This is a genomic window from Affinundibacterium baiyunense (assembly GCF_018139645.1).
GTDB lineage: Bacteria > Pseudomonadota > Gammaproteobacteria > Burkholderiales > Burkholderiaceae_D > Undibacterium > Undibacterium baiyunense.
In genome coordinates this window covers 154655-176406 of sequence record NZ_JAGSPM010000005.1, presented here as the reverse complement: position 1 = coordinate 176406, position 21752 = coordinate 154655, and the positions used below count along the sequence as shown (strand labels likewise).

The window sequence follows — 21752 nt, the reverse complement described above, 5'->3', positions numbered from 1 at the left end:
ATTTTTGTCCGATTCCTCGTTCATATATTGGCAGACTGTCGTTTTCATACACCCCATAAAATAAGACGTTGCAAGCAGATTTGTGACTGTGTAAGATGAAATTGCGTATTTGCATCAAGAAGCAATTTCACTCTTCACGGGGTACTATGAAAGCGCATTCTGGCCAATTCCTCATTCGTCGCCCCAACCACTTTGCGCGCGCAAGCCTATTCGCATTGATGGCGATCACCAGCGCATCCGCGCTATTGCTAAGCGCCACCGTGTCAGCGCAAGTGATTTCAGAAAACCTTCCACCAAATACTGCTCCCAGCGTTCAAGAAGACAAGAAAGAAGTAAATGCTGAGAAACTTGTAGAGGATGAGGCAAATGAGCAAGCCTATCCTTCAATCAAATTCAGTGGTTTTGGGACGATCGCTGTAAGTTATAACAGTAGTCGCCAATTTGATTATGTACGTGATCTACTCCAATCAAATGGTGTGGGTAAACGCAAGCAAATCGATTTTGGTCTAGATTCGCTGGCGGGATTGCAGGTAACAGGGCGTTGGAGCGATCAACTAGAGACTACGGTGCAAGCAGTTCTACATCGCGGGGAAAAAGATTTACAAACAGATCTCACCTGGGGATTCATCAAATATCGTCCGCAAGACGATATTGACTTGCGATTCGGTCGTTTAGGATTTGACGTTTACCCGCTAGCAGATTCAAGAAATGTCGCTTATTCATACATCTGGATTAGGCCACCAGTCGAATATTTTGGGGAACTTATCGTCAGCTATATAGATGGTGCGGATGCCGTGTTTCAGTATGCACATGAGAATAATCAAGTTAAGTTCAAAGTCTATGCAGGCAATGCACGTGAACGCATGCTGGCTGCCGCGCCAGATATATTTTTCTCTATCGATGGCTCACATATTTGGGGAACGCACGTCGAATACCAATCTCCATCTTGGTTAGCGCGCATAGGTTATTCTGAACTCAAGTTTAATAGCGAGTTTCCTAGCTTACAGGGCTTACTAAGCACATTGCAGTCGCCTGCATTGGCGCAATTTGGTCCTGCCGCAAACGCTTTGGCAAACCATCTATCGTTTAAAGATAAGAAAATCCAGTATCTATCTGCGGGTATCGTTTATGACGAAGGACCGATGCAAGCTCAATTCATGTTGGGACGATTAAAATCGCAAACATTAGGCTTCAATTCCAATGTAGCAGCATTTGCAACGATTGCATATCGCATCCAATCTTGGACACCTTATTTCAGTATTGCCAAAGTGCGCCCCTTGCATTCAGAGCCACCAGTCACAGGTCTAGCGGTGGGCACAAATCCTTTAATCGGGCAATTAGAAACACGCGTACAGAACTATCTAAGATCAACACGCAATGAACAGCAGTCCATTTCGTTAGGATGGAAATATAGTGTCAGTCAACAAAGCGATGTCAGGCTACAAATAGATAAAATTCATAATCGTAGTCCATTCATCGTCAGAAATACTAGTGCCGATTGGAATGGCAAAGCAACGATCATCGGCGTTAGTTACAATTTCATTTTTTAGCAGAGCGATAGTCCTACTATGTTAGTACAACGATCTCTATGCATCATCTTGCTGGTACTTGCTACGGCTAGTATCGGGACTAGTACTGGAGCTAGTGCAAACCATGCAAGCAATGATTTCGTCGTGATCGCCAATCCACATTCTGGCATTGAAAAAATGAGCAAAGATGAAGTGATTAATGTGTACATGGGTAGAAATCGAAAATTATCATCCGGAGTCACAGCGCAACCACTAGACTTAGAAAACCCACTGACGGAAAAAGCCAATTTCTATAACGTCATGGTAAATAAAGAGTTATCTGAAATTAGCTCTTACTGGGCAAGATTGATGTTCTCAGGGCAAGGTTCGCCACCACGCCAGGTTGCCTCAGCAGAGCAAGCCGTTGAATTGGTTGGTAGACTCAAAGGCGCAATTGCCTACGTCGATAGAAAGAAAATTGATAAGCGTGTACGTGTGGTATTTGACCCTAGCCGTAACTAATGATTTTCTAAACAAGCATCGTCACTCATGCATAAACTACTCCAGTTACTACAGTTGCTACGTACTAGCATCGTTTATCGTAGCAGCGCCCTAGTACTGTCTATTGCATTGTGCGTTGGAGGCATGTTTGCTGCTTTTACTTATTTATGGGAATCAAATACTGAACAAGAACTCACCAAAAATCGTATGGGCACCTTATTAAGCACCGTCGAAAACACCGTGAGTATCGCCTGCTATTTATCGGATACCAATCTCGCAAAAGAAGTCGCACAAGGCTTGTTAAATAATGAAGATGTCGCCAGCGTAAAGATTTATTCGAACAAACAAACCTTGGTAGATTTATTCAAAAATGCATCGCCACAATCAAGCAATCGCTTACTCAATAAGCTAAAAGAAAACTTGATCATACAAAGAGAAGTTTATTCGCCATTTAATCCTGCTGAGGCGGTGTGCCAAATAGAAATCAAACCCAACATCAGTTTCATTCGTGAACAAATCAACACCAAGGCGCGCTTCATTGCGCTTTTACTGATCCTACAGACCCTCATCATGGCTGGCGCAGTCGTTATCATCGTCATGTATTTAATCACACGCCCAATCAAAACCATCTCTGATCGTCTACATCATTTATCGGCCGATGCGAAGACCACGCTACCGCTTCCACCCGGCAATGAAGCTGATGAAATCGGACAATTGGTACGCGATGTCAACACTTTGTTTTCTAAACTATCCCATCTTTTGGAAGATGAACGTGATTTGCGGGTACAACATCAAATTGGCGAGAAAAAATTTCGTGCTATTTTCGAAAACTCGGAAACCGGAATTTTTTTATTGAACCCGAGTGGCGAGGTACTCTCTTCGAATCCCGCCTATCGACGTTTATTTTCGATGAGTAACGACGCATCCGCTGAGTCTATTAAATTTAGCTTAATTCAAAACCTAAATGACTATGCACTACGATTACAAGGCATGCTAGAAAATGCGACACATGATGAGCAAGTTTCGTCAGAAGATTTTTTACTCGAAGTAGGAAACCCTCCGCAAAAAAAATGGATCAATTTAGTGCTAAGCTCAGTTGAAAACAAAGTCTTACAAGGCTTGGTCAATGACATTACCGAGCGCAAGATGCTAGAAGAATCGGCAAATCAACTGGCGATGACGGATCACCTTACCAACGTCGCTAATCGTTTAGGCTTAGAAAAAAATATCGCTAAGATTCAGTTTGAAATGCATGCTGGTTTAATCAGCAGCTTTTATGTGCTGATGATTGATCTAGATGGCTTTAAGGCGGTCAATGATCGATACGGTCACGAGATAGGTGACAAGGTATTACTACACTTCACGCAGCTACTGAGCAAGATTATTCGCAAATCCGACTTTATCGCGCGCACCGGTGGCGACGAGTTTGTCGTCATCTTGAAGGAAGTTGATGCGATTGATAAAGTTCAGCACATCGCAACTAAGATTATTCACGAAGCTTCGCAAGCGATTGAATTTGGCGAATCGATCCAGATTCAAATTGGCGCAAGTATTGGTATTAATTTGGTCGACCAGGGCAACTTTGATATGGCGAAAGTTTTACAGCGAGCCGACGAGGCAATGTATTACGCGAAGAAATCCGGCAAAAATCGATATCATGTTTTTTCTTAATCGATATCGTATTTCTCTAGGCTGTATTTGCTACTAACGCAATTTCCTTCGATAAAAAACACAAGCAACTATTCTCTAGCGTCGCTTATTAATACCCAAGGTATTGCTCAACGATCCTATCCGCTGGTTTGTCAATTTAATTGCCTAAATCATGTCAAGCGCATTATTCTAGCGACTTTCAGCTTGCCTATGGATCATCCTCATGTTGTCATTGCAGCGCCATCAGTCGGATGTTAATTGCTTTCAGCACTCGTTGAAGCAACGAATTTTCTCTGCGAGTGTCGCCTTGATGGTCTGTACACTTTTCATTAGTCAGCTAAATCAAGATTTCTTGCGAAAAATCACCCACACCAATACATCAACGCCAACTACGATGATGTTTACCTTGATTCGGCCAGTTACTGCAACGCTTGAGAAAAAACCTCTAATTTCAACAAATGCTACAGCACTAAATCAGCACCCATCCACTCGATCCATCACCAAACAAAGTAAGCAAAGCGAACAAACTGCACCACAAAGTACACAAACCCAAGTAGTGGTCGGCGCTCCTCAAATCAAGCAAGAACAAAAAACTGAACGTGAATTGATCACCGCTTTCCCAGAACAGAACAGTAATAGCTCCGAGATCACGAGTCCAACTAATCAAGTCAATAAAAGTGGCATCGCCAAATACGGTTTCGACAGCGCTGGGGTAAGAGGTGCTTATGAAGCAAGTAAATCAGATATTCAGAAGATGGCTGAAAAAAACGGTACGACTCTAGAAAATTCAAAGCCATCTAAACACGATCAATTCCAACAAGCGGCAAATCGCGCAGCAAAGCCAGACTGCTTACGCCAAGGTGGAAGCATCTTATCCTTGTTCGTCGTCGCGTATCAGGCCGCCACAGATCATTGCAAATAATTGCAAGTGAAGTTCGTTTGTACGATCGAATACTGCTCTATAGAAGTGTAGATTTGCAGCCCCATCGAAAAATAATTATATGCAATTGAATATTTCCTTAATTTCTGTCTTGACAGAAATTAAGGAAATGCCTACACTACCTACATGGAACTTACACCTGTCAAACAAAAATTTATTCTGCACTGGGGCGAAATGGGCACCATGTGGGGTGTTAATCGCACCGTCAGCCAAATTCACGCCCTTTTATATATTGTTGGTACGCCACTGACTGCAGAAGACATCGCCGATACGCTAGGTGTCGCACGTTCGAATGTGTCGAATTCACTTAAAGAATTACAGAATTGGAAATTGGTCAAAGTAGCCCATGTAATGGGAGACCGCCGTGCGCATTTTGAAACATCACTCGATGTCTGGGAACTGTTTCGTACCGTAGTACGCGAGCGCAAAGAGCGCGAATTAAGCCCGACCATCACAACACTACAAGCATGTTTAGACAGCCCAGAGATCGATCAAGAAGACCGCGCCAGCAAAGCACGTATTGCTGAGACGCTAGCCTTAATGAAGACGCTAACAAGTTGGACTGATGAAATGTTGCGGCTGGAACCCAGCACCCTGATGAAGCTATTAAAAATGGGCGCAAAAGTACAACAATTTGTACGTGGTGAAGAAAAATAACAGAGTAAATGCATTCATAAACAAACGCGCGTCAAAACACATTGATGCGCATTTTTTTGAAAATAAATTTCTGTTTAGACAGAAATAACTGAAGTAAAGGAATGCTCGAATGAAAAGCTTAGTTAATTTGTGGACATCAAAGCCTCTAGCCTAATTTCAACTCAAACTTAAACAAGCATCACAAACAAAGGAAAAATCATGCAAGCAAATACCTACCCACTCACCTTGCTCTACGATGAATCATGCCCACTGTGTAAGTTAGAAATCGACAATCTACGTGCCCGCGATACGCAAGATCTACTGCGCTTCATCGACGTTTCCGCAGACGATTTTGATGATTCAAGCTATCAAGCCAACAAGAAAGAAATGATGGAAATCATTCACGCAGTGCGCGCCGATGGCAGCATATTGAAAGGAGTTGAAGTATTTCGTTTAGCCTATGGTGCAGTTGGCTTGGGATGGATTACGGCGCCGACCAATTTTCCATTACTCAAACCTTTATTTGATTGGGCTTATATTCGCGTTGCTCGCAATCGTTATCGTTTATCAAACCGCTTTTCTGGCGTGTTATTCAAAATTGCTGCCGATCGTGCTGCCAAGCGAGCATTGAGAAACAGCCAAACATGCAAAGATGGTCGATGTGAGCTAAAAAACCGCACAGAAAAAAGTGACACCTGAATTTATTGACGATTGAATCCAGATTGAAAGAAAATTCGTATGAAGATCCTCATCTGCGGCGCCCATGGCTTTGTCGGTCGGCATATACGCCAATATCTACTAGAAGCAGGACATGAAATCATTGATGGCGTACATCAATTTAGTGATGTCGCTAGTAGCCAAAATAATCAACTATTGATTGACTATAGTAAGGACACGTCAGGCAGTATCTGGGAAAAACGCTTTGCGGCCTTGGCTAGTGCAGCACCTTCTACACCGATTGATCACCATGCTAACTCAGGCCACATCGATATCGTAATCAATGCGGTAGGCATTCTTAATTCCAATAAAAGTGCCTCTTTTGAGGCGATCCACCGCGATACACCAATCGCGCTATTTCAAGCCGCCAATGATGCAGTGGTCAAAGGTATCGTGCAAATTTCTGCCTTGGGTCCAGACGATCACGAGCAACATTATGCAAGTTCAAACGCGGAAGCACTTAGCCCTTACTTGCAAACGAAACGCGATGCAGATCAATTTCTAAGCCAGCTCGCCTGTCCGCATTTAATCTTGCGTCCTTCTCTCATCGTTGGAGTCGATGGCGCCAGTAGTCAACTATTTCGTAGTCTCGCTAGCATGCCTTTGATTGGCTTGCCAGGTAAAGGTGAGCAAACTCTACAACCCGTACATATCGATGACCTTTGCCATTGCATAGGCAAATGGGTAACACAAATAGAAAACAACTCAGCAAAACCGCACCAAATTATGCATGCGGTCGGCCCAACGGCTATGTCTTATCGCCAGATGCTGGCGCATTATCGGCAATCGATGGGATTGGGATCAAGCTGCTTCTTGCCCATTCCTATGCCGATCATGCGTATCGGCGCCGTGCTTGCGCAATACCTGCCACAAAAAGTATTCGCTCCCGAAACCTTGCGCATGCTAGAACAAGGTAATACGGCAGATTGTGCACAGTTCAGTGACTATTTAGGGCATGCACCGAAAGCAGCAAACGCGTGGTTTCGCCAAAGTGAAGCTAGTCATTTGGCGGCAGCCGCAATCGCCACTTGGTCTAGCATCTTATTTCGCTTCGTGCTCGCCTTGTTGTGGATCGCAACCGGCATCATTTCATTGTGGATTTACCCACATCAAGAAAGCGCACTTTTGCTTTCCCAAGTGGGGATTAGCGACGCCTACACCATACCGATTTTGTACGCAGCGAGTGGACTAGATTTTGCCATCGGCATCATCACACTGACTCATCCTAGTCGACGTTTGTGGCAAATCCAAATTCTCGTGATCTTGCTGTACTCCCTGATCATCAGCCTTGCATTGCCTGAGTTTTTGGTTCACCCATTTGGACCAATTTTAAAAAACCTTCCCATACTTGCCATCCTATTCGTGCTGCTTGCAGGAGAAAGAAAATGAACACCTATCTACTACTAAAAACACTGCATATCATTTCATCGGTTCTCTTGGTGGGCACAGGGTTTGGTTCTGCCTTTTACCTATACTTCACACATCGCAGTAACAACCTCGCTGCAATTGCGACAGTAACGCGCTTGGTGGTCATCGCAGACTGGTGTTTCACCACACCAGCCGTCATCATTCAACCGCTGAGCGGTATCGCGATGATGTACTTGGCTGGATGGCAATTAGATACGCCATGGATTATGCTGAGTATCACTCTGTATCTATTAGCTGGAGCGTGTTGGCTGCCAGTGGTCTGGTTGCAAATTCAAATGAAGGGCATGGCTGAAGCTGCTTATCAACAAGGAGCAAGCTTATCTGCGCGTTATTGGCAATACGCACGTTACTGGGAATACTTAGGGTATCCCGCCTTTATCGCAATGGTCATCGTATTTTATTTAATGGTGAATAAGCCTCAATTGTGGGCTTGATCTATGCCAGTGTTAGGCTTCACCATCCTCGCCACTGTCTTCGATTCCTAACAAACTCTGTGCGGTATCGGTAGGCAGTGCCTCAACCAACTTCAATTTACGTGTCATTTGGCGCGTGCGTACTTCTGCTTTATCAATATTGTCGGCAGCTTTAACCAAGGCATTTTTTGTCGCAGCTAAAACATCGCCAAACTTACCGAACTCAGTTTTAACAGCACCCAACACTTGCCAGACTTCCGATGAACGTTTTTCCAACACCAAGGTTCTAAAGCCCATTTGCAAGCTATTTAACAAAGCCGACAAAGTTGATGGGCCAGAAATCGATACGCGATAAGTTCGCTGCAATTCATCAGCTAAACCAGGACGACGCATCACTTCTGCATACAAACCTTCGGTCGGCAAAAACAGCAAAGCGAAATCGGTCGTTAAAGGCGGCGACAAATATTTTTCTGCGATAGTTTTTGCTTCATTGCGAATCACACGCTCCAACTCTTTTCCTGCCTGCGCGACACCGTCGGCATCTGCACGTTCCGCGGCATCCAATAGGCGCTCATACTGTTCTTTCGGAAATTTCGCATCGATTGGCATCCAAACTGGTGCGCGATCATCGTCTTTACCCGGCAACTTAATTGCAAATTCAACTCGTTCACCGCTATTCGGGATCGTCTCAACATTCTTTGCGTATTGATCGGGTGTCAGCATTTGCTCTAACACCATCTCTAACTGAACTTCGCCCCAAGTGCCGCGCGTTTTTACATTGGTGAGGACACGTTTTAAGTCGCCGACACCGATCGCCAGTTGTTGCATCTCACCCAAACCTTGATGCACCTTCTCAAGGCGTTCCGACACTTGCTTAAATGATTCGCCTAAACGCTGCTCTAAAGTTGCATGCAATTTTTCATCAACGGTCTTGCGCATTTCTTCTAACTTGCTGGCGTTATCGGCTTGCAGTTGCTGAATTTTTTGTTCTAAGGTCGCGCGAATCTCAAGCATTCGTTGCGCATTCGATTCAGTCATGCTGCTTAAGCTTTGATTGAGCGTATCGGCAAAGTGTTTCAAGCTCAAACCCAATTCCTCGCGGGCGCTTTGGCCTTGTAAGGTGAGTGCTTGACGCATCTGTTCTAACTGTTGTGCGTTGCTTTCATTGAGTTTGACTAACTGCTGAGAAAACGCATCTATCTGATTATTTTGCAGCGTGGCGACACTGGTTAATTGCGCGCTGACGGTCTGCTGAAATTGTGTGAAATTTGCACCTAACTCTTGTCGCGTTGCTTGCGCTGTCGATTGCACTTGTTCACGCAAACTCCGTTCGCTACGTTCTTGCGCCTGCTGCTGTTGATTCTGCGTTTGTTGCAATTGCGTTTGCAAAGCTAACATTTGGGCATCCTGATTGTTACCCTGCTTGCGCATTAAAATGAGTAGCTGCAAAACGACGACTACGGTGATTGCAAGGCTCAAGATGATTTCGATGGTGTTCATGTAGTTTTGTCTTATGTGTCAATGAAAAGGTCGAGAGCTCGTATGGCGGTCGAGTAAAGAAAAATCAAACCATAGCTCAAGACATTATCCTGGAGTGTTGCGCATCCAATCAGCGGTCTGATAAAACGAATTCATTAAATGCTCCTGCAAGGCCTGCTCAATTCCTACATCTTGCATCGCCCATGCCATACAACGCAGCCATTGATCGCGCTCAGCAACACCAATTGCGTAGGGCAAATGCCGTGCGCGCAAACGTGGATGACCAAACTGTTCGATATACAAATTCGGTCCACCCATCCAGCCTGATAAGAACCAAAACAACTTATCGCGCGAACTATCATTTGGCTGCGGATGCATTTGATTGATACCAGCAAACTCCGCCTCTAGTTGCATCAAATCATAGAAACGATCGACCATCTCGCGCAGTTTTTCAGCACCACCTATCAATTCGTATAGATTCGATTTCTCTTCTTGTTCTTGCATTATTTTTCAACTTCTTTAAATATTTTTGACTGTCTTTTTACTGTCTTTTTATTGTCTATTTGCGCATTTCCCACTTTGCGACAAGCTAGCTATTTCTCAAAGAAAGCAGAGGCGGTTGACTCAACACATTACGCAAGCCTAACCAGCCGCCAAGCAATGCACAAACTGCACCGACAACAACACCAGCGCCGATCACTACAGGCGAGAAAGTCCACGCAAACTTAAATGCGAAGGTGGCGAGTACCCAACCGATCGCTAAAGCACCACATGCTGCAAGCGCCCCAGCCAAACTGCCGACCAATAAAAACTCTACCCACTGCGCTTGTGATAATTGCTTACGCGTTGCACCCAAAGCACGTAGCAACGCCGCTTCCCGCATACGAATATCCTGCGAGCCAGCCAACGCCGCGTATAAAACCAAAATGCCTGACACTAACGTGAATAAGAACAAAAACTCAACGGCGGTAATGACTTGATCCAAGATGTCTTGTAATTGCTTCAAAATCGCGCCCACATCCATCACAGTTAAATTCGGGAAATCTAATGTCAATTGATTGGTGAATTGCTTTTGCTCATCAGGTACGCGAAATGCAGTGATAAATGTTTGCGGCATGTCTTGCATTGCTTTGGGATTAATCACCACAAAGAAATTCACGCGCATCGATCCCCAATCCAATTTACGCAAACTGGTGACCTTGGCAGATACTTTTTGACCAGCAATATCAAACACCATTTGATCGCCTAACTTCAACTTCAAAGTCTTCGCCAAACCCTCTTCAACCGAAGCTTCTGGCTCTGTCGCACTAACATCTTTATACCATTCTCCTGCTACCACTTTATTTAAAGCTGGTAATTCGCTCATGGTCGAGAGATTAAATTCCCTCTCCACCAAGGAGTTAGCGCGTTCATCTTGATAAGAATTCGGTTTTAATACTTGATCATTAATTTGAATCAAACGCCCACGTATCATCGGATAAATCATGGGCTTTGCAAACTTCTCGACACGCTGAGCGATTTCTTGTTTTTGATCGGGTTGAATATTAATCACAAAATGATTCGGCGCATCTGCTGGAGTTGATTGCTTCCACGCAGAGATTAAATCACCACGTACCACAGTCAACAACAACAGAGCCATCAACCCTAAAGACAAAGAAACCACTTGCACTACAGTCGCCCCAGGTCGACGTTGCAAAGCTGTGATCGCAAAACGCCAAGCGGCAAAATTAAAGCTCGTGCGCAAACGCTTCAAGACAAAAATACTCAACCAAGCAATGAAAGAAAACAGGAATAAACCAAGGATAAAACCGACTGCCACCATTAGCCCAACTTTGACATCGCCGGTTTGCCACAATAATAAAGCGATAAAAATACCAAGACCCAATGCATAGGTCGCCAGACTCATTGCCTTGGGCGCATCTTGCTCGCGACGAATCACTTGATTGTGTGGCACGTCGCGTAACTGCAAAATCGGGGGCATCGCGAATCCCACTAGCAACAAAATACCGACTGCAATCCCTTGCAACGCAGGCAGCATACTGGCAGCAGGCAAATCAACTGAAACCAAACTACCAAGCCACTCCAATAATAGGAAATGACTTGCAAACCCAATCAAGACACCAGCAATACTACCGACGATACCGAGCATCAAAAACTCTAACAGATACATGCTAGTCACTTGATTTTGAGTCAAACCCAAACAACGCAACATCGCACACGCATCGATGTGTCGCAGCATAAAACGGCGCGCTGCCATCGCCACGGCGACTGCTGCCAACATAGCGGATAGCATACTCACCATCGATAAGAATTGTTCCGCACGATCTAGAGTCGTACGCAATTGCTCATTGCCATTCGTAATCGTCTCAATGCGTACACCTTTGACATTTTGCTCGGTCAGATTTTTATCTAAAGTCACACGAAAGTTTTCTACGGCTTGCTTTTCGCCCGCAAGTAATAAGCGATACGTGATGCGCGAACCATCTTGGATTAATTTTGTCGCCGCCAAATCCTTCTCGGAAATCATGACACGTGGTGAAAACCCTAGAAAACCAGCGCCGCGATCTGGCTCAGCAGCGATACTTTGCGTAACGGTAAATTGCTGTTCACCGACACTAATTTTGCTACCAATTGCAATCTTCAAGCTTCCTAACAACGCAGGATCAACCCAAGCGGTGCCGACCGCTGGAATATGATCAACTGCAACTTCCTTTTCGCCTTGAACTAGTTTTAACTTGCCACGTAATGGGTAACCATCTGTCACTGCCTTTAGCGTAACCAACTTGCTCATCGCTGCATCACCCTCACCCGCCAAAGCCATGCTAGGAAAAACCACCGTCTCGGCAGTCTTCAATCCATTTTGTTGCGCTAGCTGCTTCCATTCTGGGCGTATGCCCTGCGTCGATACCACTAACAAATCCGCACCTAATACTTGATGGGCATCGCGCTCCAAGCCGCTGCGCATACGATCGACAAAAAATCCGACTGAGGATAATGAAGCCACCGCGACCATTAAGGCTATCAACAAAAATCGAAGTTCACCAGCACGCCAATCGCGCTGCGTCATGCGAACTGCTATAGGCAAGATAAATGAAAACATGGTGCTCCTATCTAAGGAATTTGCTAGTACAAGTGTTACGGATAGTACGATTTGTACAATAAGTACAAACCATACAATAATTACTGATGCTAATAGCGATATCGACCAAGCTGCAAATTAAAATCGGAGCAAACTTCAACAGCTCAAATTGAAACGTCCAATTGTTCAATGCAAGTCTTTAATCAGTATTCCTAAATGCCGCAATTTGCCAAAGCAAATGGCAGCACAATCGCAGCAAAAAACTCAATCAAACTGATTTAAAGCATTTGCAAAGTCTTGCAATAAATCTTCCGTATCTTCAATTCCAACTGAGACACGAATTAAGGAATCGACGATACCCATTTCAGCACGACGTTCCGGTCCCATCTCAAAGAAAATCGTATGTGCAACTGGGATCACCAAGGTACGCGTATCCCCCAGATGTGTGGCGTTAATCGCTAGTTTCAAGTGATTCAAATAATCAAAACAATCAATTTCTGGCTTCAACTCAAAACTCAATAAAGCACCAAAGGCACGAAACAACTCGCTCGCGAGCGCATGTTGAGGATGTGATTCCAAGCCTGGGTAGTGCACTACCGCCACACGCGGATCAGCCTGAAGCAAGCGCGCCAATTCCAAGGCATTTTCGCTTTCACGTTGCATACGTAGTGCCAGTGTCTCGGCACCAACGGCAATTTGATGGGCCGCATCGGGTGAAATGGATGCGCCAAAATCACGTAAGGCCTTAGCACGTAGTTGCGCCATTCCTTGTTGGGCGGAAGCGAGCTTACGGAAATTGGGAGCAATATGCGGATAACTAGCCCAATCGAACAAGCCAGTATCCGTCAAAGCACCACCTAATACGTTGCCATGACCCGCAATTGATTTAGTTAAGGAATTCACCACCAAGCCAGCACCGACCGCTTTGGGGCGGAACAAATAAGGAGACGTCATGGTGTTATCCACCACATACAGAATGCCATGTTGCTGACACAACTCACCGATACGTTTGAGGTCGGCGATTTGCGTACGCGGATTAGCGATCGTTTCGACAAACACCATACGGGTTGCTGGCGTAATCGCGGCAGCCACTTCTGCAACATTGGTCGAATCGACTAATGACAGTTGAATCCCTTGCTCCGCGCAAGTTTGCCAAACGCTATTAGTGTTTCCAAACAAGAACCGCGAAGAAATAATATGATCGCCCTGACGCAGCAATCCCTGAAAAACCGCGCCTATCGCCGCCATACCCGTGGCAAAACACAAACTCGCAATGCCATCTTCCATTTTGCTAATCTTATCTTCCAATGCGGCGACGGTAGGGTTGCCTTGACGTCCATAGCGATAACCAGCTTGCTTGCCTTGAAATACATCGGCTAATTCCCTTGCATTTTTGTAGCCATAAGTCACCGAGCTATGAATTGGCTTATGTGGCGAACCATGTTCGATTTCTTTTTGACGGTCATTGTGCAAAATGGTGGTGGTAAATCCGTAAGGCTTCGCTGTGCTCATGATAAAAATAGATAAGTGGTTTATCAAAGTTAAGAGTTTAACCTAGTTTCAGCTCTAGCTCTGCTGAAGTCCCATAGACAAATTTCAAGTAAATTAGATAAAGCGCAAGCGAGCCTATCGCGATCAAAGTTCAAATAAAAAAGCGAACCGATTCACAAAATCGATTCGCTTGAAACTACGCTTATTTCACTTTTTCAACAAACTGAAAGCTCAATGGTATTTTGATACGACAATTCAATGGCTTGCTACCACGTTCAACTTCGGATCAATATCGTTCAGCTGAAATCTAGCAATTAAAATACTTCTCATTAAGAATTGCGTATTTAATCACTCCCCCACCAAAAAAATAGCGAATCAATGATGATATTGATTCGCTATATGCCTTGGCTAGGCAAAATCGATGTGATCTAAAATCAAATTCAAATCTTTGATTTCATAATCGAGTTCAATTGCTTATTTCTTTTCGATCAGAATTTCTCGTTCGATCTTTGGACTCTTTTCAGCTTTGTCCGCTTTGTCTGCTTTCTCACTCCAATCAAATTTCATCGCTTTGCCCATCTGTTTTCCGAATTCAGTCACCTTGTAATCACTAGGTACCGTGAACATGGATGCTGGAACTTCGTCGCGCTTTACATTTTGTAAGCGATAGATACGATCACCCGATCGTGGATCACTGTGTTTAGAGTACACAGTGATTTGTAAATCTGGCGAAACCCAATTTTCATCACTCACCACAATCGGATTTGCATTACCAATTTCACCTGCAGGAATTTCATAGCTTGCTAACTTGCCGTCGGCTTTGATGCCGTCAAAGTCGCGACTTCCTAATGCTTTGGTTTGACGCTTGGACGACCATTTTGCGTCGCTAAAGACACGAGAGAAATTGCTGTCAAAAACTGCGCTTCCGGTATGAACTTCGATATTCCGTCCCATTTCTGGACCACGCACATCTATCGTCATATTTTTCTCTACATCACCGGAAATTACCTTACCGTCAGCTGACTTCACGGCACGGCGTATTACTACATGACGCTCACCTTGTTTATCACCTTCACTTGCTAATTTCAATTCAATGACATCTTTACCATCGGCAGCCTTGGTGATGTTTTCTGTGACGATGTTGAGCGACTGTTTACCGCCCTCTTTCCACTGCCCGACTGGTAGCATCTTGAGCGCCGTTTTCGATTTTGGATTCAGAATTAAACGTCCATTTTCAGGGTCATGAATAATGATGCTTCTCACTTCGCCTTTAGGATCGCGTATCTCTTCCCGCGTGCGTCCTTGCGAATCACGGTAAGTAAGCATCGTGACCTTATTTAAAATCAGATTACCATCTGCTAGTTTCTGCTGGTTTTCGGTAACCACTTCCGCGCTATATGGCGCATTTTTTACAAGTTTTTCACCGATACGAATGCTCTGCACGTTCGATATCAAATCTGCACGCGGCGCTTGCTTGATCATTACCTCGCTACGTATCATTTCACGTCGATTATCTTGCTTTTTGTCGGTTTCTTTTGTCCCAGCTTTTTCATTCTGTGAACTATCCGTGTCACTCAAATGAAACTCAAACGCGACGATTTTATCTGCTGTGACATTGAGCTTAGTCGCATAAACGGGTGTCGCAAATATCGCGACCGACATCATCGCTAACATCAAAGGCTTTTTGAATTTAGTTCTGATCAACATAATTTCTCCTTCTTTATATTTTCAATGTGGTTCAAGCATTCTACAAACGCTCTCTAAACCTACTTTTAAGCGAGCTAATGAATGCTCATCGCTCTAATTTCTATTGCACTTCTACGCATAAATTATTCGCTAGGAATAAAGCGAACCGCCAAATACTCATCGTTCTCACCCACTAACATCTCTGCTCTCGTGGTATCACTCGCCGCTTGCGGATTGACTGGTACGCCTAAAGAAGCCAATACGGTATGCGGAACCTCTGCACGCACAATGCGCATACTTTCTTGCTGCAGAATCGTCTCGCCACTCTCAATCGCGATAAATGGGATGTCTTCATAGAGCGTATCTGCATCGGCGGCAAATCCAGGACTAGTTTCAAAAACAGTCGGCTTATTCAGCACCAGCAAACACACCAACAAACTCATCACTAACACGCCACTCCATTGCCACGGCTCAGATAAGTATTTGCGCCACCAGCTTGGCTTTGGATACTGTTGCTGAAATGCTTTCAATAAGTTTTCTTCTACTTGCGGACTAGTCTGCAAGTGATGCATTTCTTGTTTAAGTACCGTAAATGCAGGTTTTAGCTGCGCATTCACTTGATCGAGGTCTACCATTTCATTTCTTTCTTGTATTGAATCTGTTCTGCTTATCTGTTCTGCTTATGTGCTGGCTTGATAAAAGGCAATCGGTCTTAAGCCGCCTCACGTCGATATGCTTGCAAGCGCTCAGCCAAAGCTTGACGTGCGCGTGACAAACGAGATCGCACCGTGCCTACATTGATCTGACAAATATTCGCAATATCCAAATACGACATTTCTTGCATTTCATAGAGAATCAAAACATCACGATAATGCGGTAACAGATCATTGATCGCGACACGCAAATCCTCTGCCATTTGATATTGCAGCAATCGTTCTAATGGATTTGCTTCTTCGCTCATTACTTCCATCGATTCATCCATGTCATCCGACTCAGAATCAGACAATGTCGATACCGATTCAAGATTTTGAAAACGATGTTGAGTAACCTCATCAAACTTCATTGCAAGATTGCGCGCGACACCAAACAGAAAATACAGCAAGTGTCCTTTTAATCCATCGTAGTGATATTGATTGCTCATTAAGCCGACAAACACTTCTTGCACCACATCTGCCGCTACTTGCGCAGAACCACAACGCAATACAGCATAACGATACAAAGCTGCCTGATGACGACGATATAAGGCAACAAAAGCCGCTTGATCGCCATTGCGCATTCGTCGAACTAGTTCAATATCCGGTAACAAGTCGCTCATTCGTGAAGGATTTATTCTTGGTTAAGCTGCGTTCATACTACTATTCCGTTTGAGATAAGCAAAAGTTCCCAAATTATCGCGAAGTATTTTGCTGTACTCGATATTTTTATACGCGATAAGAACATTAGGCGAAAAAAAACCTGCAAGACCTTGATGTCTTACAGGCTTTTAATGTTTAATTTACAATTTATAAAGAGATTCCTCACCAATCTCGGCAGCTTCAGAAATCGAATCGTCGTTACGCCATCGCGCCAATTTACTGCGCCAAAAACTCTTCTATCATCTGCGCCAATACTTCGGGTTGGTCATGATGCAACATATGTCCTGCATCCATCACGATCTTGGTCTGCAATTGCGGAATGAATTGCATGCGTCGATCAATTTCCACGCGCGCTTCTTGCTTAGAACCGATCATACGCCAGATATCCGTATCATTTGCCTCGACCCACAACACTGGCGCCGAAATGTTCTGCCAGCACTCCAAGACTTCATCAACGTGATACAGCAAGGGGCTAGAATTTTTATGTGCAGGATCTGCCAGTAATTCCCATAAGCCCTGCGCATTCTCTTTAGACCAATGCTGCGCTAAGAAACTTGCTCGCTCATCTGACAAACGTGGATTAGTTTTTTGTAATCTTGCGGCGACTTCGGCAAGACTCGCGTACGGGCGCAAGCTTGGTACTTCACGCAATTCATCTAGCCACTTACGATAGCGACCAGGCGCTTGCTTGGCCTGCGTCATCGGCATACCAAAACCCTCTAAGTTAATTAACTTAGCAATACGCTCAGGGCGCACACCAGCATATAGCATGGCAATATTGCCGCCCATGCTATGCCCTAATAAATTGACAGCTTGGTCCGGAGAGTAATGCAGCAAAATCGCATCTAAATCCGCCACATAATCAGGAAACCAGTAGCTTTCGACTTTCGGATATTCGGTCAAGCCGAAACCTCGCCAATCTGGCGCTATCAAGTGCCAGTCTTGCGCCAAGCAATCCACCACAAATTGAAACGAAGCGGCGACGTCCATCCAACCATGCACCATAAATAATTTGGGTGCGTCGGGATTACCCCAATGACGAATGTGCATATTCAATCCACGCAGGGCGATAAATTCGGAACGGCTGGCTTTCATATCATTAACCTTTAAACAAAAATAGTACGACCGTTCGATTATTATAACCCATCATCACGAAAATGCTGCATCACACAAAAAAAGCCTTGGAGATTTTCTCTTCCAAGGCTTTCATTAAGACGACAAATAAAAAATCAACGCATCATGGCTTGGCTCCATCAAAGCGAACAAAATCACCCACCTTCACTTTGACCGCCTTTGCATCACCGCTATCTTGTAATTCACCTATCGCAAATTGCAATTGAGTTTGATTCAGTTTGACATTACCCATACTGGCCTGTGCCATACCGTAGTAGCTTGGGCGTGCTTGTAATGCGGTGAGGCCTATGGTCGGCAACTGATCGTAATCAGAAACCACTAGTCCAACATCACCTACAATCAAACTCGAATTCACACCGGCATCTAACATGATTTGATTGCCATTGACTTGAATAATGCGCGACATCGTTGGAAATACCGCCAAGTCTTTTCTAATCCAAGCAACCGATTCTTCTATCACTGAATCAATCGCTTTACCAAAACTCGTTGCATAGAAGGCGACGCTACCAAAAGGTTTATCGCGCCCCACTTTTGCATCATCTTCAGCAGGGCGATATAAATGATGACGACTCAAAAATGCGCCTGTCAAACCATCATAAATAGCGAATTCAATTTCAATATGACGGCTACGATTTTCCATTAGACCGAATAGTTTTTTATCGCTACGAATGCCGGCATTGCGTACTTCACCAGCGATCACAAATTGCGCATCATTTTCCGCAGCGACTTGCTTGACCAACTGAGCAGATGGCGGATCTTGTTTCAGCTCAAACGACAACAAGTCCTGAGACTGACGCGTTAAGAAATTGCCAGTACGTTCAAGCCGACTGAGCATCTCGCGCGGGATGCCTTGTGCGACATCATCTAAATCCTGCACTTGCAATGGCACTTTGACCGCAAAACCAGTCATGACAATTTTCTTTTTTAGTACACGATGTTCGACAACTGGCACAGGCTTGGGCTTAACGAAAAGACTGCATGCAGTTTGCGAAAACGCCAACATCAAAACCAAGCCTGTCATCCACGCTTTTTTTGTGCTGCTGTATTTGCTTGATTTTGCGCTAAGCCCAAAATGACCGAAACGATCAAATAAGCATTGAATACGATGTCCCATCATTAACGTCCCTTTTGATTTTATCGTTTTGATTTTTATCTTTTCGATTTTTTATGCGATCTTCATCGCACTTAACTCTGCCGGGGTAAAACCCGCTGCCAATCGCGCCTCCACATTGAAAGGCGCACGCAATACTGGTGCTCTAAATTGCAACGCCAACTCAGCAAAGCAAGTAATGTGATCAAGTTGCCGTTGCTCGCAAAGAAAGCCAAACCAACGATTACCAATTGCTACGTGGCCGATTTCATCACGCAAGATAATATCGAGTATTTCTGCTGCGGCTTGATCTTTCGCTTGTGCCAATTTTGCGCGCAGCGCTGGCGTTGCATCTAATCCTCGCGCTTCCATGGTTCTCGGTACTAAAGCCATTCTCGCTAATACATCGCCCTGCGTTTTTTCCGCCAACTCCCACAAACTATTATGCGCAGAAAAATCACCATATTGATAGCCCATCGTCACTAAGTGATCTGCAAGTAGACCAAAATGGTAAGCCTCTTCTTGTGCCACTTGTAGCCAATCTTGGTAATACGCTTCAGGCATATTCGGAAAACGCCAGACCGCATCAAGTGCAAGATTGATTGCATTAAATTCAATGTGCGCCAATGCATGAATCAAACTAGCGCGACCTTCGGGCGTATTCATTGCCCGTCGTTTCACATCTAAAGGCGCCACTAGCTCTGGTCGCGCTGGTCTCCCCGGAATTTGATAAGCGCAAGACATGTCTGCTTCGGTATTTAAGGCGAGTTGACGATCCAAATAAGCCGCTCGCATTGCAGTGACGCCTTGTGCCTTTAAGCGAGCATCAGGCTCGGCCAGCCAAAATAAGGCTTGTTCACGTAATTCAAGCGGCAGCGTTGTTGTTAAAGTTGAATTGGAATTTGGTGCGAGAGTCGGCGAATTCATGCGTTGGGCGGTAAAATGGCGTTAAATTTGGAATCCCTCTATTTTACGGAATAATCATGGCCATTTATCAGTTAGCTGACATTTCCCCTGAAATTGATGCTAGTGCCTACATCACCGACAGTGCCCAAGTCATAGGCAAAGTTACCATCGAGGCAAATGCGAGTGTCTGGTTTGGCACAGTTATACGTGGTGACAATGAGCGCATCCACATTGGCGCCAACAGCAATTTGCAAGAGTCTTGCATATTACACACAGACCCAGGATTTCCATTAACGATTGCAAACAACGTCACAGTTGGACATCAAGCGATGTTACATGGATGCACAATTGGCGAAGGCAGCTTGATTGGTATCCAAGCAGTGATTTTAAATGGTGCGAAAATTGGAAAAAATTGCTTAGTCGGTGCAGGCGCATTGGTCACGGAAGGAAAAGAGTTTCCCGATAATTCGCTGATCGTTGGCTCACCAGCAAAAGTAATCCGCACACTCGATGACACCGCAATCGCAAAAATGCACGCCAACACGCAAAACTATGTACGTCGTGCACAAGAATTTAAAACACAATTAAAACGCATTGATGTCGGTTAAAAAAACGATCCATCAGCGTCGATTAAAACAAGCAACGATAATTGAATCAACTCTAGGAATAACAGTGAAAGATAATCTGCAAAAATTTATGTTTGAACATGCCGGTGTACGCGGCGAATTGGTTGAACTTTCTGAGACTTGGCAAGAAATTTTGTCACATCAAAATTATCCGCAACCCGTAAAAGTGATTTTGGGCGAACTTCTGGCGGCAGCCAGCTTACTCAGTGCCAATCTCAAATTTAACGGCACGATGGTCATGCAAATTCATGGTGATGGGCCAATCAAACTGTTGGTGGTGGAGTGTGATTCAGCACAACGTTTACGCGCTACCGCCAAACTTGCAGCAGATGCGGTAATTGCAGATAACGCCACGCTGGCAGAATTAGTACACAGTCACGGACAAGGTCGTTTTGTTATTACTTTAGACCCGAACGACAAATTGCCAGGCCAACAGGCTTATCAAGGGATAGTTCCACTAGACGGTGACTCGGTTGCCACCATCATAGAAAACTACATGATGCGTTCAGAGCAGCTTGATACCAAACTGTGGTTAGCTGCAGATGCGCAAGTGGCTCGTGGGCTATTACTGCAAAAATTGCCAAAAATTGGTGGTACCGAATCCAGCGTAGAAGATGAAACCGAAGCATGGAATCGCGCAGTCATTTTAGGTAGTACCTTAAAACAAGAGGAATTACTCAGTACCGATGTCAACACCTTGATGACACGTTTGTTTTGGGAAGAAACGATACGCGTATTTGATCCTGTACATCCACAATTTCATTGCAATTGCACACGTGAAAAAGTGGGGGACATGCTAAAGATGTTGGGTGAAGAGGAAGTGAATTCAGCCATTGCAGAGTTGAATCAACTCGATATCAATTGTGATTTCTGTGGCAAGCACTACAGTTTTGATCAAGTAGATTGTGCGCAATTATTTACCACTAATACCTTAGTCGATGGTGTCGTTGCGCCGAATGCGATTAAACATTAAGTTTAAATTCAATCTGCATTCATTTAACACGACTTGATCGACTAGTTGGCGCACTAGATGATGTGCTATTAAATGCGCAATTTAATGTGCATTTGTTCCTGCTTGAGTTACAAAACTACCTTGTCACCATTCATGTGGAA

20 protein-coding genes are annotated in these 21752 nt (G+C 44.5%); 10 read left to right on the top strand and 10 right to left on the bottom strand.

Going from position 1 to position 21752, the window contains the following annotated elements; translation table 11 throughout:
• The first annotated feature begins 146 nt into the window (after nucleotides 1–146).
• The 8 genes from KDM92_RS10085 to KDM92_RS10050 all read left to right on the top strand — a co-directional run bounded on the left by KDM92_RS10085 (nucleotide 147) and on the right by KDM92_RS10050 (nucleotide 7814).
• On the top strand, nucleotides 147–1550 hold the full coding sequence (locus KDM92_RS10085) for a hypothetical protein (RefSeq protein ID WP_212684223.1): 1404 nt from the start codon (nucleotides 147–149) through the stop codon (nucleotides 1548–1550).
• An 18-nt stretch (nucleotides 1551–1568) separates the two neighbouring features.
• Complete coding sequence (locus KDM92_RS10080; RefSeq protein ID WP_212684222.1) at nucleotides 1569–2030, top strand: hypothetical protein; 462 nt, start codon at nucleotides 1569–1571, stop codon at nucleotides 2028–2030.
• 27 nt (nucleotides 2031–2057) lie between these two features.
• Nucleotides 2058–3680 (top strand): sensor domain-containing diguanylate cyclase, encoded by a 1623-nt coding sequence (locus KDM92_RS10075; protein WP_212684221.1) that lies wholly within the window; start codon nucleotides 2058–2060, stop codon nucleotides 3678–3680.
• 202 nt (nucleotides 3681–3882) lie between these two features.
• Nucleotides 3883–4581 (top strand): hypothetical protein, encoded by a 699-nt coding sequence (locus KDM92_RS10070; protein WP_212684220.1) that lies wholly within the window; start codon nucleotides 3883–3885, stop codon nucleotides 4579–4581.
• 144 nt (nucleotides 4582–4725) lie between these two features.
• The gene (locus KDM92_RS10065) at nucleotides 4726–5256 is read left to right on the top strand and encodes a GbsR/MarR family transcriptional regulator (protein WP_189346488.1); all 531 of its coding nucleotides are present in this window, start codon (nucleotides 4726–4728) and stop codon (nucleotides 5254–5256) included.
• 198 nt (nucleotides 5257–5454) lie between these two features.
• Nucleotides 5455–5934 carry a thiol-disulfide oxidoreductase DCC family protein gene (locus KDM92_RS10060; protein WP_212684219.1) on the top strand — a complete coding sequence of 160 codons (480 nt, stop codon included), beginning with the start codon at nucleotides 5455–5457 and terminating at the stop codon, nucleotides 5932–5934.
• A 39-nt stretch (nucleotides 5935–5973) separates the two neighbouring features.
• Nucleotides 5974–7341 carry an SDR family oxidoreductase gene (locus KDM92_RS10055; protein ID WP_212684218.1) on the top strand — a complete coding sequence of 456 codons (1368 nt, stop codon included), beginning with the start codon at nucleotides 5974–5976 and terminating at the stop codon, nucleotides 7339–7341.
• Entirely contained in the window at nucleotides 7338–7814 is a 477-nt protein-coding gene (locus KDM92_RS10050; protein ID WP_212684217.1) for a DUF2269 family protein, read from the top strand. Before KDM92_RS10055 ends, KDM92_RS10050 begins: the two co-directional genes overlap by 4 nt.
• Nucleotides 7815–7826: 12 nt before the next feature.
• Here the strand turns inward: KDM92_RS10050 and KDM92_RS10045 are convergent, their stop codons facing one another.
• The 10 genes from KDM92_RS10045 to KDM92_RS10000 form a co-directional block, all read right to left on the bottom strand.
• Complete coding sequence (locus tag KDM92_RS10045; protein WP_212684216.1) at nucleotides 7827–9293, bottom strand: DNA recombination protein RmuC; 1467 nt, start codon at nucleotides 9291–9293, stop codon at nucleotides 7827–7829.
• An 84-nt stretch (nucleotides 9294–9377) separates the two neighbouring features.
• Nucleotides 9378–9776 carry a group II truncated hemoglobin gene (locus KDM92_RS10040; protein ID WP_189346483.1) on the bottom strand — a complete coding sequence of 133 codons (399 nt, stop codon included), beginning with the start codon at nucleotides 9774–9776 and terminating at the stop codon, nucleotides 9378–9380.
• Between the two features lie 85 nt (nucleotides 9777–9861).
• Nucleotides 9862–12372: an ABC transporter permease gene (locus KDM92_RS10035; protein ID WP_230408278.1), complete on the bottom strand. Its 2511-nt coding sequence runs from the start codon at nucleotides 12370–12372 to the stop codon at nucleotides 9862–9864.
• 243 nt (nucleotides 12373–12615) lie between these two features.
• Nucleotides 12616–13863 carry a cystathionine gamma-synthase family protein gene (locus KDM92_RS10030; RefSeq protein WP_212684215.1) on the bottom strand — a complete coding sequence of 416 codons (1248 nt, stop codon included), beginning with the start codon at nucleotides 13861–13863 and terminating at the stop codon, nucleotides 12616–12618.
• Between the two features lie 453 nt (nucleotides 13864–14316).
• A complete protein-coding gene (locus KDM92_RS10025; RefSeq protein WP_212684214.1) occupies nucleotides 14317–15549 on the bottom strand; it encodes a hypothetical protein in 1233 nt (410 codons plus the stop codon).
• A gap of 122 nt (nucleotides 15550–15671) precedes the next feature.
• On the bottom strand, nucleotides 15672–16163 hold the full coding sequence (locus KDM92_RS10020) for a hypothetical protein (protein ID WP_212684213.1): 492 nt from the start codon (nucleotides 16161–16163) through the stop codon (nucleotides 15672–15674).
• Nucleotides 16164–16240: 77 nt separating this feature from the next.
• Nucleotides 16241–16843 carry an RNA polymerase sigma factor gene (locus KDM92_RS10015; protein WP_212684212.1) on the bottom strand — a complete coding sequence of 201 codons (603 nt, stop codon included), beginning with the start codon at nucleotides 16841–16843 and terminating at the stop codon, nucleotides 16241–16243.
• Between the two features lie 256 nt (nucleotides 16844–17099).
• Nucleotides 17100–17978, bottom strand: coding sequence for an alpha/beta fold hydrolase (locus KDM92_RS10010; protein ID WP_212684211.1), 879 nt, complete (start codon nucleotides 17976–17978; stop codon nucleotides 17100–17102).
• Nucleotides 17979–18120: 142 nt separating this feature from the next.
• A complete protein-coding gene (locus tag KDM92_RS10005; RefSeq protein ID WP_212684210.1) occupies nucleotides 18121–19131 on the bottom strand; it encodes a flagella assembly protein FlgT middle domain-containing protein in 1011 nt (336 codons plus the stop codon).
• Between the two features lie 51 nt (nucleotides 19132–19182).
• Nucleotides 19183–20034, bottom strand: a complete 852-nt coding sequence (locus KDM92_RS10000; protein WP_212684209.1) for a ferritin-like domain-containing protein — start codon at nucleotides 20032–20034, stop codon at nucleotides 19183–19185.
• A gap of 56 nt (nucleotides 20035–20090) precedes the next feature.
• On the opposite strand from KDM92_RS10000, the gene KDM92_RS09995 reads away from it, so the two are divergent.
• The gene (locus KDM92_RS09995; RefSeq protein ID WP_212684208.1) at nucleotides 20091–20621 is read left to right on the top strand and encodes a gamma carbonic anhydrase family protein; all 531 of its coding nucleotides are present in this window, start codon (nucleotides 20091–20093) and stop codon (nucleotides 20619–20621) included.
• 64 nt (nucleotides 20622–20685) lie between these two features.
• On the top strand, nucleotides 20686–21612 hold the full coding sequence (hslO, locus tag KDM92_RS09990; protein ID WP_329603148.1) for an Hsp33 family molecular chaperone HslO: 927 nt from the start codon (nucleotides 20686–20688) through the stop codon (nucleotides 21610–21612).
• The last annotated feature ends 140 nt before the right edge of the window (nucleotides 21613–21752 follow it).

Excerpts from the sequence above, each read along its gene's own strand:
- KDM92_RS10000 (WP_212684209.1), bottom strand. The coding sequence starts at position 20,034 with ATGAATTCGCCGACTCTCGCACCAAATTCCAATTCAACTTTAACAACA.
- KDM92_RS10080 (WP_212684222.1), top strand. The coding sequence starts at position 1,569 with ATGTTAGTACAACGATCTCTATGCATCATCTTGCTGGTACTTGCTACG.
- KDM92_RS10045 (WP_212684216.1), bottom strand. The coding sequence starts at position 9,293 with ATGAACACCATCGAAATCATCTTGAGCCTTGCAATCACCGTAGTCGTC.
- KDM92_RS10010 (WP_212684211.1), bottom strand. The coding sequence starts at position 17,978 with ATGAAAGCCAGCCGTTCCGAATTTATCGCCCTGCGTGGATTGAATATG.
- KDM92_RS10020 (WP_212684213.1), bottom strand. The coding sequence starts at position 16,163 with ATGGTAGACCTCGATCAAGTGAATGCGCAGCTAAAACCTGCATTTACG.
- KDM92_RS10055 (WP_212684218.1), top strand. The coding sequence starts at position 5,974 with ATGAAGATCCTCATCTGCGGCGCCCATGGCTTTGTCGGTCGGCATATA.
- KDM92_RS10040 (WP_189346483.1), bottom strand. The coding sequence starts at position 9,776 with ATGCAAGAACAAGAAGAGAAATCGAATCTATACGAATTGATAGGTGGT.
- KDM92_RS10030 (WP_212684215.1), bottom strand. The coding sequence starts at position 13,863 with ATGAGCACAGCGAAGCCTTACGGATTTACCACCACCATTTTGCACAAT.
- KDM92_RS10035 (WP_230408278.1), bottom strand. The coding sequence starts at position 12,372 with ATGTTTTCATTTATCTTGCCTATAGCAGTTCGCATGACGCAGCGCGAT.
- KDM92_RS10025 (WP_212684214.1), bottom strand. The coding sequence starts at position 15,549 with ATGTTGATCAGAACTAAATTCAAAAAGCCTTTGATGTTAGCGATGATG.
- KDM92_RS10015 (WP_212684212.1), bottom strand. The coding sequence starts at position 16,843 with ATGAGCGACTTGTTACCGGATATTGAACTAGTTCGACGAATGCGCAAT.
- KDM92_RS10075 (WP_212684221.1), top strand. The coding sequence starts at position 2,058 with ATGCATAAACTACTCCAGTTACTACAGTTGCTACGTACTAGCATCGTT.
- KDM92_RS09995 (WP_212684208.1), top strand. The coding sequence starts at position 20,091 with ATGGCCATTTATCAGTTAGCTGACATTTCCCCTGAAATTGATGCTAGT.
- KDM92_RS10070 (WP_212684220.1), top strand. The coding sequence starts at position 3,883 with ATGTTGTCATTGCAGCGCCATCAGTCGGATGTTAATTGCTTTCAGCAC.
- KDM92_RS10005 (WP_212684210.1), bottom strand. The coding sequence starts at position 19,131 with ATGGGACATCGTATTCAATGCTTATTTGATCGTTTCGGTCATTTTGGG.
- KDM92_RS10050 (WP_212684217.1), top strand. The coding sequence starts at position 7,338 with ATGAACACCTATCTACTACTAAAAACACTGCATATCATTTCATCGGTT.
- KDM92_RS10065 (WP_189346488.1), top strand. The coding sequence starts at position 4,726 with ATGGAACTTACACCTGTCAAACAAAAATTTATTCTGCACTGGGGCGAA.
- KDM92_RS10085 (WP_212684223.1), top strand. The coding sequence starts at position 147 with ATGAAAGCGCATTCTGGCCAATTCCTCATTCGTCGCCCCAACCACTTT.
- KDM92_RS10060 (WP_212684219.1), top strand. The coding sequence starts at position 5,455 with ATGCAAGCAAATACCTACCCACTCACCTTGCTCTACGATGAATCATGC.